At 58.8% G+C, this 13,283-nt stretch carries 13 protein-coding genes; 10 read left to right on the top strand and 3 right to left on the bottom strand.

Annotated elements, in window-relative coordinates:
- The first annotated feature begins 121 nt into the window (after nucleotides 1-121).
- Nucleotides 122-463, top strand: a complete 342-nt coding sequence (locus tag BCF46_RS06070) for a hypothetical protein (protein WP_211332781.1) — start codon at nucleotides 122-124, stop codon at nucleotides 461-463.
- A gap of 9 nt (nucleotides 464-472) precedes the next feature.
- Here BCF46_RS06070 and BCF46_RS06065 read toward each other — a convergent pair whose 3' ends face one another.
- Nucleotides 473-2,254, bottom strand: a complete 1,782-nt coding sequence (locus tag BCF46_RS06065) for an SLC13 family permease (RefSeq protein ID WP_121022772.1) — start codon at nucleotides 2,252-2,254, stop codon at nucleotides 473-475.
- 119 nt (nucleotides 2,255-2,373) lie between these two features.
- Between BCF46_RS06065 and BCF46_RS06060 the strand changes: the two genes are divergently transcribed.
- Entirely contained in the window at nucleotides 2,374-3,114 is a 741-nt protein-coding gene (locus BCF46_RS06060) for a YebC/PmpR family DNA-binding transcriptional regulator (RefSeq protein ID WP_121022770.1), read from the top strand.
- 77 nt (nucleotides 3,115-3,191) lie between these two features.
- Here BCF46_RS06060 and BCF46_RS06055 read toward each other — a convergent pair whose 3' ends face one another.
- Nucleotides 3,192-4,067 carry a LysR family transcriptional regulator ArgP gene (locus BCF46_RS06055; protein WP_121022768.1) on the bottom strand — a complete coding sequence of 292 codons (876 nt, stop codon included), beginning with the start codon at nucleotides 4,065-4,067 and terminating at the stop codon, nucleotides 3,192-3,194.
- 92 nt (nucleotides 4,068-4,159) lie between these two features.
- On the opposite strand from BCF46_RS06055, the gene BCF46_RS06050 reads away from it, so the two are divergent.
- The 6 genes from BCF46_RS06050 (at nucleotide 4,160) to betA (ending at nucleotide 11,058) form a co-directional block, all read left to right on the top strand.
- On the top strand, nucleotides 4,160-4,762 hold the full coding sequence (locus BCF46_RS06050; protein WP_121022766.1) for a LysE/ArgO family amino acid transporter: 603 nt from the start codon (nucleotides 4,160-4,162) through the stop codon (nucleotides 4,760-4,762).
- Between the two features lie 38 nt (nucleotides 4,763-4,800).
- Entirely contained in the window at nucleotides 4,801-5,700 is a 900-nt protein-coding gene (locus BCF46_RS06045) for a DMT family transporter (protein ID WP_121022764.1), read from the top strand.
- Nucleotides 5,701-5,761: 61 nt separating this feature from the next.
- Entirely contained in the window at nucleotides 5,762-6,331 is a 570-nt protein-coding gene (gene betI, locus BCF46_RS06040; protein WP_121022762.1) for a choline-binding transcriptional repressor BetI, read from the top strand.
- The gene (gene betC, locus BCF46_RS06035; protein WP_121022760.1) at nucleotides 6,331-7,839 is read left to right on the top strand and encodes a choline-sulfatase; all 1,509 of its coding nucleotides are present in this window, start codon (nucleotides 6,331-6,333) and stop codon (nucleotides 7,837-7,839) included. Before betI ends, betC begins: the two co-directional genes overlap by 1 nt.
- 37 nt (nucleotides 7,840-7,876) lie before the next feature.
- Entirely contained in the window at nucleotides 7,877-9,331 is a 1,455-nt protein-coding gene (gene betB / locus BCF46_RS06030) for a betaine-aldehyde dehydrogenase (RefSeq protein WP_121022758.1), read from the top strand.
- 68 nt (nucleotides 9,332-9,399) lie between these two features.
- Nucleotides 9,400-11,058 (top strand): choline dehydrogenase, encoded by a 1,659-nt coding sequence (gene betA / locus BCF46_RS06025; RefSeq protein WP_121022756.1) that lies wholly within the window; start codon nucleotides 9,400-9,402, stop codon nucleotides 11,056-11,058.
- Here the strand turns inward: betA and BCF46_RS06020 are convergent, their stop codons facing one another.
- Nucleotides 11,059-11,937 (bottom strand): AraC family transcriptional regulator, encoded by an 879-nt coding sequence (locus tag BCF46_RS06020; RefSeq protein WP_121022754.1) that lies wholly within the window; start codon nucleotides 11,935-11,937, stop codon nucleotides 11,059-11,061.
- A gap of 303 nt (nucleotides 11,938-12,240) precedes the next feature.
- Between BCF46_RS06020 and BCF46_RS06015 the strand changes: the two genes are divergently transcribed.
- Together BCF46_RS06015 and BCF46_RS06010 are read left to right on the top strand one after the other, a co-directional pair.
- A complete protein-coding gene (locus BCF46_RS06015; protein WP_121022752.1) occupies nucleotides 12,241-12,558 on the top strand; it encodes a hypothetical protein in 318 nt (105 codons plus the stop codon).
- A gap of 115 nt (nucleotides 12,559-12,673) precedes the next feature.
- On the top strand, nucleotides 12,674-13,210 hold the full coding sequence (locus BCF46_RS06010) for a peptide-methionine (R)-S-oxide reductase (protein ID WP_147435960.1): 537 nt from the start codon (nucleotides 12,674-12,676) through the stop codon (nucleotides 13,208-13,210).
- The last annotated feature ends 73 nt before the right edge of the window (nucleotides 13,211-13,283 follow it).

Here is a 13,283-nt window from a genome sequence, read left to right as displayed (position 1 = left end):
GTTATCCTGCGGAGGCCCCATGCGCGCCACAACTTGTAGCCTTTTTGCCCTCATAGTAGTTTCCGTGTCCAGCTGTGGAATTTTGCGGGGCGGTTTGTTTGATCGCGGTGAACCCTTCGAAGTGCCCGAGCCACGACCCGAACGCGAGACGCGCCCTGTACAGGTTGCGTTGGATGCAGACGCCGTGCTTGTGGCAATGGACGACGGGTCGCAATGTCTGGGTGCAGCAGGTGCCGCAGGCCGCGCCAATGGCTGGACGGGGACATTGGCGGAATGTCCGTATCCTTACACCTACGAGGTGGTGTTGGCCGCTGGGACTTTACCAGGGCAGGTGCCGCTGCAAGAAGTGCAAAGCGCCGTGCTCATCGACGAGGCCGAGGTGCCCTTCCGGCCGCTTGTTGTGGTCACTGTCACAGACCTGAATGGCAAACCCTACCGCTTTGAAAGCAGTGCGGGCTTTTAGCCCTTATTTTTAAAGTGGCCAGAACGTCAGAATAGCCGGTATCGACACCGCGACCACCAGAATTTCCAACGGCAACCCCATGCGCCAGTAGTCGCCGAAGCTGTAGCCGCCTGGGCCGAGGATCAGCGTGTTGTTCTTGTGGCCGATGGGCGTCATAAACGCGCAAGAGGCCGCTACCGCCACAGCCATTAGGAACGGATCAGGGTTTACGCCCATGGATTGCGCCATGGTTATCCCAACGGGCGCTGCAACAATCGCGGTGGCAGTGTTGTTGAGGACATCCGACAAGGTCATCGTAACAATCATAAGGATGGTCAAAACCGCCCAAGCCGGCATACCTCCTGTGAGTGACACGAGTGCCTCTGCGATGAGTTCGGTCCCGCCAGAAGTTTCCAGCGCGGCACCGAGAGGGATCATTGACCCCAGCAGGACGACTACTGGCCACTCGATATGGGTATAGAGCTCCGAGAGGGGAACAATGCGTGTCAGCACGAACGCTACGACTACGATGCCCAAGGCAACGGGCAGGTAGATAAGCCCGACAGAGGCCGCGATAACCGCGGCAGCAAATAGCCCAATGGCAAGCCACGTTTTCCGGTCTTCCGTCACCGCCAAACCACGCGCGGCAAGTGGCAGGCAACCCAGCCATTCGGTGACGTCATTGGCGCTATCCTGAGGCACAAGAAGCAGCAAGATATCGCCGGTCTCCACAACCGTCTTGCGTACTTGCTGGCGGATACTTTTGCCTCTGCGGGAGATCCCCATCAGCACCGAGCGTTGCCGCCACGCTAAACCAATGCTTTGCGCCGTTTTGCCGTTGATACGACTTTGCTCCGTCACGACCACTTCAATAACCTTGAGGCCGTCGTTCTCGGCACGCAGATGCTCTTCTCGCACAGCATCAGAAAAATCTAGTGACAGAGCACTGCGGAACTCGTCCAGCGCGTCTGGCGTGGCCTCCAAGACCAGCGCATCTCCTGCCTTTAAGCCTACGCTTTGTGCGGTGCCATAACGCCGCTTGCCATCACGCACCAGGCCAAGGATCGCCACATCCGCCTTTTCCGCATCTTCTAGCAGTTCTCGTAGCCGCTTACCTTCGAGCTTGGATTTTTCTGGAATCGTGAGCTCGGCTATGTAGTCGGCATAGTCATCCATTGGATCGCCTCGAAGACCTTCGTCGCTGCCTTGCGGGATAAGCCGCCAACCGATCAGCGCTACAAAAATCAACCCTACGATGGCAGTGACGCCCCCCACGGGAGCGAAGTCGAACATTTTAAAGGGCTCGCCCAACATGTCCTCGCGGATCGCCGCGATAATGATGTTTGGCGGTGTGCCGATCAAGGTCGCCATTCCGCCCAAAATAGTGGCGAATGAAAGCGGCATCAGCGACAATCCCGGCCCACGCCCTGCTTTGCGGGCGGTTTGGATGTCGACTGGCATCAACAAGGCCAAGGCTGCGACGTTGTTCATGAAGGCTGACAGAACGCCGCCGATCAATCCCATGAGCGCAATATGCGCCCCAAGGGAGCGCGCGCTATCCACCAAGGTGCGGGTGATCAAAAAAACCGCGCCAGAACGAACCAACCCCGCGGAAACCACCAGCACCAGCGCCACGACCAATGTGGCGGGATGCCCGAAGCCGTCGAAGGCGTGTTTTGTGTCGACCACGCCCAATACCACGCCGGCCATAAGGGCCGTGAAGGCGATGAGATCGTAGCGCCAGCGGCCCCAAAGAAGGAGCGCGAAGACAGCGCCGAACAGCGAGAAGAGGATGATTTGATCTTGTGTCATGTCCTCAATGTATCGGCCTTTGCAGGGAGCGGAAAGCAGTGAAACATGCGCGAGCATCTTGCGCAGGTGCAGGTGCTTGCATAAAAGCGGCTCGATACTGCATTTAAGGGGAGACACCCATGGCCGGCCACTCAAAATGGGCAAACATCCAGCACCGCAAAGGGCGTCAGGATAAACTGCGCTCCAAGCTATTCTCGAAGCTTGCCAAGGAAATCACTGTGGCCGCCAAGATGGGTGATCCCGATCCCGACAAAAACCCCCGGCTGCGGATGGCTGTCAAAGAGGCCAAGTCGCAATCCGTCCCCAAGGACGTGATCGACCGTGCGATCAAGAAATCGCAAGGCGGCGACGCCGAGAACTATGACGAAATCCGCTACGAAGGTTACGGCCCGGGCGGTGTGGCCGTTATTGTCGAGACTATGACCGACAACAAGAACCGCACCGCGTCCACAGTGCGCTCAACGTTTACCAAGAACGGCGGCAATCTGGGTGAAACCGGTTCTGTCGGGTTCATGTTCGACCGCAAGGGGCAGGTAACCTACCCAGCGTCTGCAGGTGATGCTGATACCGTGATGATGGCCGCGATCGAAGCGGGCGCCGAGGATTGCGAAAGCTCTGAAGATGGCCATGTGATTATCTGTGCAGATACGGACCTGAACACGGTTTCCACTGCGTTGGAGGCCGAGTTGGGCGAGTCGGATTCGACCAAGTTGATCTGGTCCCCTAACATGACGACCGAGTTGGACCTGGAAGGCATGACCAAGCTGATGAAGCTGATCGACGCGCTGGAAGATGACGACGATATCCAAACCGTCACATCCAATTTCGAGGCAAGCGACGAGGTCATGGAGCAACTCTGAGCTAACGGGCACGCCTTCTGCGCGGCACGATTATTTATTGGGGCGTGGCCAGTGGCTGCGCCCTTTCTCGATTGCGTTCAGTGTTGGATAAGCGCTTCGCGCGCGCTCCGCATAACCGATTTGGTGAGCGGGCGAAGCGGGTCCGCCGTGATCCGCGACACTTGCCAGTACAGCGGCACGTCCATGGGGGCGTTCGGGGCAACCTCCACAAGCTTGCCCGATGACAGCGCGTCCCGGCTCAGGCTCTCGGGGTTCATTCCCCAGCCCAAACCAAAACCTGCGGCTTCCACAAAGCCTTGTGAAGAGGCGAGGCGGTGTTTTGGCAAATTAACAGGGCGGCCAGCGATACCCTTCGCCCAATCCGTTTGTAGGCGGTCTTTGTCGTTAAAAGTCATTGCGGGTGCGCGCTCGAACGCCTCCGGGGTTGGGCCGTTGGGCATGTGGCGGGCCATATAGTCCGGTGACGCCGTCGCGAAATAACGCATAGATCCAAGCGCATGACTATCGCATCCCTGCACTGGGCCCGGATGGCCCGTGACCGCCGCGGCAACTTCGCCGGCGCGTAACCAATCCGCGCTATGGTCTTGGTCGTCAATAATCAGGTCGTAAAGAAAGTAGTCATGCTCAGCCAACGCGGGAAGCAGCCACGTTGCAAGACTGTCGGCATTCACCGCGATACGTACTGGCGTATGCCGCTCCGAGCCGGACGGTTCGAATTCCAACGCTTTCTCCATCAGGCGCACTTGGTCAGTGTGCGTTGCCAGTTTCAGCCCTGCGTCCGTCCCGGTGCAAGGCTGGCCGCGCTTCACAAGCACCGTGCCGACCCTTTCTTCAAGTTGTTTGATCCGTTGCGAAATCGCGGACTGGGTGACACCCAGTTGCGCGGCGGCGGCGTCAAAGCTGCCAGTTCGGATCACGGCGCAGAGCGCCTCTAGCTGGCTGTAATCATACATTAGACAATCTAATCTTACTTTAGAATGATTAGCTAGTATGTTCTGACCAAGCTGGGTACTGACATGTCAAAATCTATACTTAAGGCCGTGATATGCCAGTCTTCTTCTCGGGGTTCGTCCTCAGCTTTACATTGATTATGGCCATTGGGGCACAAAATGCCTTCGTGTTGCGTCAGGGAATTAGGCGCGAGCATGTGTTGCTTTGCGTGGCGATTTGCGGCGTATCGGATGCATTGCTCATCACTCTTGGCGTGACCAGCTTCGGCGTGCTGAACGAGCAGATGCCGTGGTTGGGGCCGATCATGCGATACGGTGGGGCGCTGTTTTTACTGGCGTACGGGGCGATGGCGTTTTGGTCCGCGGCAACCAGCACCGAGGCGCTAAATGTCGAAGGGCGCGCCCGCAGCGATTGGCGCAAGGTCGCGGCGACTTTGCTGGCACTGACGTTCCTCAATCCGCATGTCTATCTTGATACGGTGATCCTGCTCGGGTCCATCGCGGCACAGTACGGTGATCAACGCACGGTGTTCGGGGCAGGGGCTGCGAGCGCATCTATTGTCTTCTTCACATTGTTGGGGTTCGGCGCGCGCCTCGTCGCGCCTTTGTTCGCCCGCCCGAAAGCGTGGCGCCTGCTCGACGCGATGGTCGGTGCGACCATGTGGGTGATCGCCATTAGTTTGATCGTCAAAGGATAGGGCTTGCACCCGCGCGCGCTTGGGTTTCAGGTGGCGCAATGGCACAATCGCAAAACAGGCCCGTCGCGGGCGTCATTTGGATGTTGATCACCGGGCTTATGTTCGTGGCCGTCACGGCGATCGTTAAATACGTGGGCTCCGAGCTTCCTGCAGCTGAAGCGGCTTTCTTGCGGTATCTGCTCGGCTTGGTCTTCCTGATCCCGATGATTGGCCCGATCCGCAGGGCAAAACTTACACCGCGCGCCCTGAAATTTTTCGGCTTTCGCGGCGTGGTGCACACGCTTGGCGTGACCCTGTGGTTTTATGCCATGACTCAAATCTCCATCGCCGAAGTGACCGCGATGAACTACTTGGCACCGGTTTATGTCACCTTGGGCGCGGCCTTCTTCTTGGGCGAAAAGCTGGCTTTGCGCCGGATGTTGGCAGTCGTCGCAGCGCTTGTGGGGGCCATGGTCATCTTGCGTCCGGGCTTTCGAGAGCTATCGCCGGGCCATATCGCCATGTTGATCACGGCTGTGATGTTCGCGGGCTCCTACCTGACGGCCAAGGTTATGGCGGATGAGGTCAGCCCTGCGGTTGTTGTCGGTATGCTCTCGATCACTGTGACCATCGGCTTGGCTCCGTTAGCCGCAATGGTTTGGGTAACGCCGACAATTGAACAATTGGGCTGGATGTTCCTGCTTGCCTGCTTTGCCACCGCCGGGCACTTCACCATGACGCTGGCCTTTCAGGCCGCGCCCGTCACGGTCACGCAACCGGTAACCTTCCTGCAGCTGTTCTGGGCGGTCTTGCTGGGCGCGCTCGTTTTTGGCGAAGGGATCGACGGCTGGGTGATTTTTGGCGGTATGATCATCCTCGCGTCCGTCAGTTTCATCACGTGGCGCGAGGCTGTTTTAAAACGCGCAACCACGCCGCCTGTTCCGGCGACAAAGGTCTAGCCCTTATCCGCGAATTTATTATTGATTGACGAGTCAATAAAAAACCACCAAGCCTGACACCATGCCAAAGCTTGGAATGGAACCCATACGCCGCGAGGCTCTTGTCACTGCCGCGATTGCCGAAATCGGCGCCGCGGGGTCGCTTGATGTCACCGTTAGTGCGATCTCGAAACGGGCGGGCATGTCGTCGGCTCTGGCGCATCACTACTTCGGCAACAAGGACCAGATATTCCTTGCCGCCATGCGCCATATCCTTGCGGGGTTTGCTGTCGAGGTGCACAGCCGCCTGAGTTTGGCCGGCACGCCGCGCGATCGGCTCAAGGCGCTGGTAGAGGCAAGTTTTGCGCAATCGTGCTTTGATCCCGAAGTGATCTCTGCGTGGCTGAATTTCTACGTCAAAGCCCATAGCAGCCCCGACGCGATGCGCCTCTTGCGTGTGTACCAGCGCCGCCTACGCTCCAACCTGATCCATGCTTTGCGTCCGATTGCCCGCCAACCGGATGAACTTGCCGACGCCATCGCCGCCTTGATCGACGGGCTCTATATCCGCGCGGCCCTTGGTGCGCCCATCTCCCGCGATTCCGCCGCCACAATCCTTGCGTTCGCAGCGCCGCATCTTGAGGACGAATGATGAAACAGCCCAACTTCCTGATCTTCATGGTTGATCAACTCAACGGCACATTCTTCCCCGACGGCCCTGCCGACTGGCTGCACGCCCCGAACCTTAAGAAACTAGCCGCGAAATCCACCCGTTTCAAAAACGCCTACACCGCATCGCCTTTATGCGCGCCGGGGCGGGCAAGCTTTATGTCCGGCCAGTTGCCGTCGCGCACGGGTGTCTATGACAACGCGGCGGAGTTCTCTTCGGCCATTCCGACCTTCGCGCACCACCTGCGTCGCGCGGGGTATCAAACCTGCCTGTCGGGCAAGATGCACTTTGTTGGCCCCGACCAGTTGCACGGGTTCGAGGAACGCCTGACCACCGATATCTACCCCGCCGATTTTGGCTGGACGCCGGACTACCGCAAACCCGGAGAGCGGATCGAGTGGTGGTATCACAACATGGGTTCCGTCACGGGGGCTGGAGTAGCCGAAATCTCCAACCAGATGGAATATGACGACGAGGTCGCCTATCACGCGACCCGCAAAATCTATGATCTGGCGCGAGGTAAGGACGCGCGCCCTTGGTGCCTGATGGCCAGCTTCACCCACCCGCATGACCCCTATGTGGCCCGCAAGAAATACTGGGACCTCTATGAGGATTGCGAGCATCTGATGCCCGACGTCGGCCCGATCCCCTACGAGGAGCAGGACGCCCATTCCAAGCGCATCCTCGACGCCAATGACCGCGATAACTTCAACATCACAGAAGACCACATTCGACGCGCCCGCCGCGCGTATTTTGCCAACATCTCCTATCTCGACGACAAAATCGGCGAGGTCATGGAGGCGCTGGAAGCCACGCGTCAGGAGGCAACAATCCTGTTCGTATCGGACCATGGCGACATGCTGGGCGATCGCGGATTGTGGTTTAAGATGAGTTTCTATGAAGGCTCGTCGCGCGTGCCGTTTATGGTGTCCTCGCCGGATATGAAGGCGGGTCTCGTGACAGAGCCCGTGTCGAATATCGACTTCTGCCCGACGCTGTGCGACCTCGCGGGGGTCGATATGTCCGAGGTCATGCCGTGGACAGACGGCCAGTCCATCGCCCCTTTGGGCAAAGGCGAAAGCCGCGACGCCCCCGTCGCCATGGAATATGCCGCCGAGGCCAGCTATGCGCCGCTGGTGTCGTTGCGATACGGAAAATGGAAGTACAACCGCTGTGCGTTGGACCCCGATCAGCTGTTCGACCTTGAGGCGGACCCGCACGAGTTGTCCGACCTTGCCGCTGATCCGGCACATGCTGGCACGCTCGCGTCCCTGCAAGCCAAGGCCGAGGCCCGCTGGGATCTGGATGCCTATGACGCCGCCGTTCGCCACAGCCAAGCGGGCCGCTGGGTGGTCTACGAGGCGTTGCGCAAAGGCGGCTACTACCCATGGGACTACCAGCCCCTTCAAAAAGCGTCTGAGCGGTATATGCGCAACCACATGGACCTCAACATTCTCGAGGAAAGCCAGCGCTTTCCTCGGGGCGAATAAACCCGTTTCAAAGATCACTCTGCAGGAGCCTGACCCCATGCAAAACGCACAACCCAACGCCAGCCACTTCATCAACGGCGCTTATGTCGAAGACACATCCGGTGCGCCGATAGAGTGCATCTACCCCGCGACGGGAAAGGTGATTGCCACGTTGCATGAGGCGACGCCAGCGATCATCGACCAAGCGCTGAGTGCCGCGCATGCGGGCCAGAAAATCTGGGCCGCAATGACCGGCACTGAACGGGGACGCATTCTGCGCCGTGCCGCCGACATCATTCGCGACCGCAACCGCGAGCTGTCCATTCTGGAAACCCTCGATACGGGAAAACCCCTGCAAGAAACGCTGGTCGCTGATGCGACCTCCGGTGCGGATGCACTGGAATATTTCGGCGGCTTGGCCGCGACCTTGACGGGGGAGCATATCCAGTTGGGTCAGGATTGGGTCTACACGATCCGCGAACCTTTGGGCGTGTGCGTGGGCATCGGGGCATGGAACTACCCCACGCAAATCGCCTGCTGGAAAGGTGCCCCTGCATTGGCTTGCGGCAACTCCATGGTGTTTAAACCGTCCGAGACGACCCCGCTATGCGCCTTGAAAGTCGCCGAAATCCTGCACGAAGCGGGCTTGCCCGCAGGCGTCTACAACGTAATCCAAGGTCGCGGTGCCGTCGGGGCGTCGCTGGTCACCGACCCGCGGGCCGCCAAGGTGTCGTTGACGGGCTCGGTCCCGACAGGCCGCAAAGTCTACGCCGCTGCCGCAGAGCGTATGAAGCATGTCACCATGGAATTGGGCGGCAAGTCACCCCTGATCGTGTTCGAGGATGCTGACATCGACAACGCAGTGTCCGGTGCAATCCTCGGCAACTTTTATTCGTCTGGGCAGGTCTGTTCCAACGGCACGCGCGTGTTCGTTCAGAAAGACATTAAGGCGGCTTTCCTGAAACGTCTCAAAGAACGACTGCAAGGGGCGGTGATGGGGGACCCGCTAGACGAGGCCACGAATTTCGGCCCGATGGTCTCCGTCGACCAGATGGATATCGTGTTGGGATACATCAACAAAGGCACGGATGAAGGCGCGACTCTGGTGGCGGGCGGCAAGATGGCAGACCGCGACGGCTTCTTCATCGAGCCGACCGTCTTCGCAGATGTCACCGACGATATGACCATCGCCCGCGAAGAAATCTTCGGCCCTGTCATGGCAGTGTTTGATTTTGATACCGAGGAGGAGGTGATGGCCCGCGCCAACGACACAGAATTCGGTCTCGCAGCGGGCGTCTTCACCAACGACCTGACCCGCGCGCACCGCGTGGTTGCGGGGTTCGAGGCGGGCACCTGCTACATCAACACTTACAATCTTGCACCCGTGGAGGCCCCGTTCGGGGGCTCCAAGGCATCGGGCGTTGGACGTGAAAACTCCAAAGAGGCAATCAATCACTATACCGAGGTTAAAACCGTCTACGTCGCGATGACTCCGGTCGAGGCGCAATTTTGATCAAGGAGCCAATTTCTCTTGGAGAAATTGGCCCCAAACTTTCAATGAAAGTTTGAGCGAGGAACATTATGCAAGCAGATTACGTCATCGTCGGTGCCGGCTCCGCTGGCTGTGCTATGGCTTACCGTTTGGCGGAAGCAGGGAAATCCGTGCTGGTGATCGAGCATGGCGGCACCGACTGGGGGCCGTTCATCCAGATGCCCGGCGCGCTCAGCTACCCGATGAACATGTCGCGCTATGATTGGGGCTACCATTCCGAACCCGAGCCGCACCTCAACAACCGCGAACTGGTGACGCCACGGGGCAAAGTCGTTGGCGGTTCGTCTTCAATCAATGGAATGGTTTACGTGCGCGGCCACGCAGGCGATTTTGATCACTGGGCAGAGCAGGGGGCGGACGGCTGGTCCTACGCCCATGTGCTGCCCTACTACAAGCGCATGGAAAACTGGTCGGATGGCGGACGCGGTGGTGATCGCGACTGGCGCGGCAAGAATGGCCCGTTGAATGTGACGCGCGGTCCGGGCAAGAATCCGTTGACCAAGGCATTCATTGAGGCGGGGAAGCAGGCCGGATACCAAGTCACGCCTGATTACAACGGCAGGCAGCAAGAGGGCGTAGGGCCGTTTGATGCCACGATCAAGAACGGGCGGCGTTGGTCGGCGGCGAACGCCTATTTGCGACCCGCCCTGAAGCGCGAGAATTGCACACTTGTTCAGGCCTTGGCTCAGAAGGTGGTGATTGAAAATGGTCGCGCGACGGGGGTTGAGGTTATTCGCGGCGGCAAAACCGAGGTGATCAAAGCCGGAAAAGAAGTCATTCTGTCTGCCTCATCCATCAACAGCCCTAAACTGCTCATGCTGTCGGGTATCGGCCCCGCGCAACACCTGCGTGACCACGGGATCGAGGTCGTCGCAGATCGTCAAGGCGTCGGGCAAAATCTACAAGACCATCTGGAAATCTACCTGCAAATGGCGGCCTCCAAGCCGGTCAGCCTGTACCGCTACTGGAACATCCCCGGCAAAGGCTGGGTCGGTACACAATGGCTGTTGGCAAAGCTGGGCCTCGGGGCCTCCAACCAGTTTGAATCCGGTGGTTTTATCCGCTCCAAGGCGGGTGTGCGCTATCCTGACATCCAGTTCCACTTCCTGCCCATAGCTGTGCGCTATGACGGGCAGGCGGCGGCAGAGGGGCATGGCTATCAAGCCCATGTCGGCCCCATGCGGTCCAAGTCACGCGGGCAGGTCACATTGCGGTCTGCCGATCCGGCGGACGCGCCGAAGATCGAATTCAACTACATGTCCCATCCCGACGATTGGGAGGACTTTCGCACCTGCATACGCCTGACACGCGAGATTTTCGGGCAAGACGCATTCGCCGAGTTCACCCGCCATGAAATCCAGCCCGGTGAGAGCGTCCAGACAGACGCACAAATCGACGCCTTCATCGCGGAGCATGCCGAAAGCGCGTATCACCCTTGCGGCACCGCGCGCATGGGGCGGTCCAATGATGCTATGGCGGTGGTCGATCCGGACTGTCGGGTGATTGGTGTCGACGGATTGCGCCTCGCAGACAGTTCGATCTTCCCGCGGATCACCAATGGCAATCTGAACGCGCCGTCGATCATGGTGAGTGAGAAGGCCGCTGATCACATCCTTGGCCGTGACCCGCTACCGGCGGATAATTCCGAGCCGTGGATTCACCCGAACTGGCGCACAGAGCAACGATAGCTATGCGCGTGGCATCCGACGGTAAGCACCGGGCGAGGCGCCAACCTCGCGCCGGAACGCGCGGTTAAACGCATTGGCGTCGGCATAGCCGGAATTATACGCAACCTCGCCCACTGACAAGAACGTGTCTTCCAGCATCTTGCAGGCCTGCCTGATCCGGCATTGCCGGACGTAGTTGATCGGCGAATGTCCCGTCGCGAACTTGAAATGCGCCGCGAAGGCGGTGCGTGACTGCCCGTAGACCTTCGCAAGGCTCTCGACCGACCAAGCCGCCGCCGGTTCGGAATGGATGCAGTCAATGACCTCTTTAATGCGTGGGCTGGCCAAAGCCTGCAATGCCTCGTCATGGGTTATGGTCTGCTGCATCCAGTTTTGCATGGCGTGAAGGCACAAAACCTCCGTCAGATGGTTCAGAGCGCTTGGCAGCGGGTTTGAGTGCTTGCCGAGTTCCACGTTGATGAGTTGCACCAACAGATCGAGCTTGTGTGCACGGTGACGGTCGCTGCTGCGTTCGACCAGAATGTCCGGAAGGCGCGAGATGATCGCATGGGGCGTCGTGTCGGAAAACTGGAAATGACCGCTGAGTATATGCGCATCCCTATGCGGCAAACCCTCGTCATTGAAACCGTGTTCCGGCTTGTCGGAATGGGTATGAGCCTTCCCGTGTGGGAGTAACACAATGTCCCCCTCAAAGAGCTGAATGTCCTTCGTCACGCCCTCAACGTTGAGCCAGCTCCGCCCCTCCAAGACCAGCAAAAAGCACGCCGTGCCGGTGTCTTCGTCCATACGGACGCTCCATGGATAGGTGAGGTGTTCGCCAATGCAGGCGGTGCTGCGAACACGCATCAGGTCAAGGAGTTCTGGGACTTCATGGCTCATACTCCTTGATCTCGAAGAAGTTGATCACGCGCTATACACGTCGGTGCGACCTGCAACACGTTGGCGCGACGGAAAAGCGCCCCCTAAACACGTTGGCGTCAAGCCTTACACATTTGCGCGACGATGCGCGTCGCTTTGGACGATCTGCAAGTAAAGCCGGACGGACGGCACTATCGCGCCAGCCCCGTGTGCTTAGGATTTGAAGGGTGGAGCTCTAGCGGACTGAAATGACGATTACCTGAGGCTCCGCAGATGTCCAGACCGGGTCTGGGCCAAACCCTGCATAATTCGGAGATAACGATCATGAAACTCTTTCTCACAACCGCCGCCGCGACACTGGCCTTTGCAGCCCCGTCCTTTGCCGATACCTCGGCCGCAGAACTGTTCGCAATGAGCAACGCCTCAGCTGCCGAAACCATCGTCCGCGAAACCTCCATGGGTGACACGACAGCCGCCCGTGTGCGTTTGGCTCTTGGCAATATGAGCGCTGCTGAACGCCAGACATTCTTCGACTCCGACACTGTTTCTCGCCAACGGATTCTGAAGAACATCCAGCTGTTCGGCGACAGCAACAGTGCGGCAGAAATGTCCGCCGAAATTGAATCGTCCGCCGGAAACTAAACCCGCATCACGCGATGAGCTTTCCGGGCGGGCCGTGGAAACGTGGCTCGCCCGTTTTTTCGACATCGACCACCAAAAGGCGCGTGTACCGCTGATAAACCCGAAAGGCTTTCCCATGACACAAAACGCAGCCCATGACCTCACTCGCCGCGGATTTTTCGCCAGTACCGGTGCCGCGGCACTCACCGTAGTAAGCTCACCCGCATCGGCCAGCGTCGCAGCTGGTAGCGCGTCGGATTTCCAGTACGAAGTCGTACGCACCATCGACGAATGGTATACCCAGCTGGGGGAGCAGAGCTACGCCATCATGCGCGAAGGCTTCACCGAAGCGCGCAAATCCAGCCCGCTTTGGGAAGAAACCCGCGTTGGCACATATCATTGCAAAGGCTGCGATCTGCACAACTATGACGCAAGCTTCAAGGTGGTTTTAGACAAGGGCTGGGTATTCTTCGAGCACGCGCAATCGGATTCAGTGCTTACCGCCATTGATGGACCAGTGCCCGAATACGGGGCGATGGCCGAGGATGCGGCGTTCACCGAAGTACATTGCCGTCGCTGTGGCAGCCATCTGGGGCATTTGCTCATCATCGACGGCGCCATGCTACACTGCATTAACGGGGCGTCGCTGGATTTTAAGCCCGAAGCGGCGTAGGCCGTCCTGAGGGCAATCAACAAAACGCAGAACGAAATAAGAACACCTCTTTCCCTACAGATAGGTTCGCGCT

Source organism: Litoreibacter meonggei (assembly GCF_003663885.1).
Classification (GTDB): Bacteria; Pseudomonadota; Alphaproteobacteria; order Rhodobacterales; family Rhodobacteraceae; genus Litoreibacter; species Litoreibacter meonggei.
This window is presented reverse-complemented; position numbering and strand designations above follow the sequence as displayed.

Coding starts and splice junctions, on each gene's coding strand:
- BCF46_RS06065 (WP_121022772.1), bottom strand. CDS start 2,254: ATGACACAAGATCAAATCATCCTCTTCTCGCTGTTCGGCGCTGTCTTC.
- BCF46_RS06060 (WP_121022770.1), top strand. CDS start 2,374: ATGGCCGGCCACTCAAAATGGGCAAACATCCAGCACCGCAAAGGGCGT.
- BCF46_RS06055 (WP_121022768.1), bottom strand. CDS start 4,067: ATGTATGATTACAGCCAGCTAGAGGCGCTCTGCGCCGTGATCCGAACT.
- BCF46_RS06050 (WP_121022766.1), top strand. CDS start 4,160: ATGCCAGTCTTCTTCTCGGGGTTCGTCCTCAGCTTTACATTGATTATG.
- BCF46_RS06045 (WP_121022764.1), top strand. CDS start 4,801: ATGGCACAATCGCAAAACAGGCCCGTCGCGGGCGTCATTTGGATGTTG.
- betI (WP_121022762.1), top strand. CDS start 5,762: ATGCCAAAGCTTGGAATGGAACCCATACGCCGCGAGGCTCTTGTCACT.
- betC (WP_121022760.1), top strand. CDS start 6,331: ATGAAACAGCCCAACTTCCTGATCTTCATGGTTGATCAACTCAACGGC.
- betB (WP_121022758.1), top strand. CDS start 7,877: ATGCAAAACGCACAACCCAACGCCAGCCACTTCATCAACGGCGCTTAT.
- betA (WP_121022756.1), top strand. CDS start 9,400: ATGCAAGCAGATTACGTCATCGTCGGTGCCGGCTCCGCTGGCTGTGCT.
- BCF46_RS06020 (WP_121022754.1), bottom strand. CDS start 11,937: ATGAGCCATGAAGTCCCAGAACTCCTTGACCTGATGCGTGTTCGCAGC.
- BCF46_RS06015 (WP_121022752.1), top strand. CDS start 12,241: ATGAAACTCTTTCTCACAACCGCCGCCGCGACACTGGCCTTTGCAGCC.
- BCF46_RS06010 (WP_147435960.1), top strand. CDS start 12,674: ATGACACAAAACGCAGCCCATGACCTCACTCGCCGCGGATTTTTCGCC.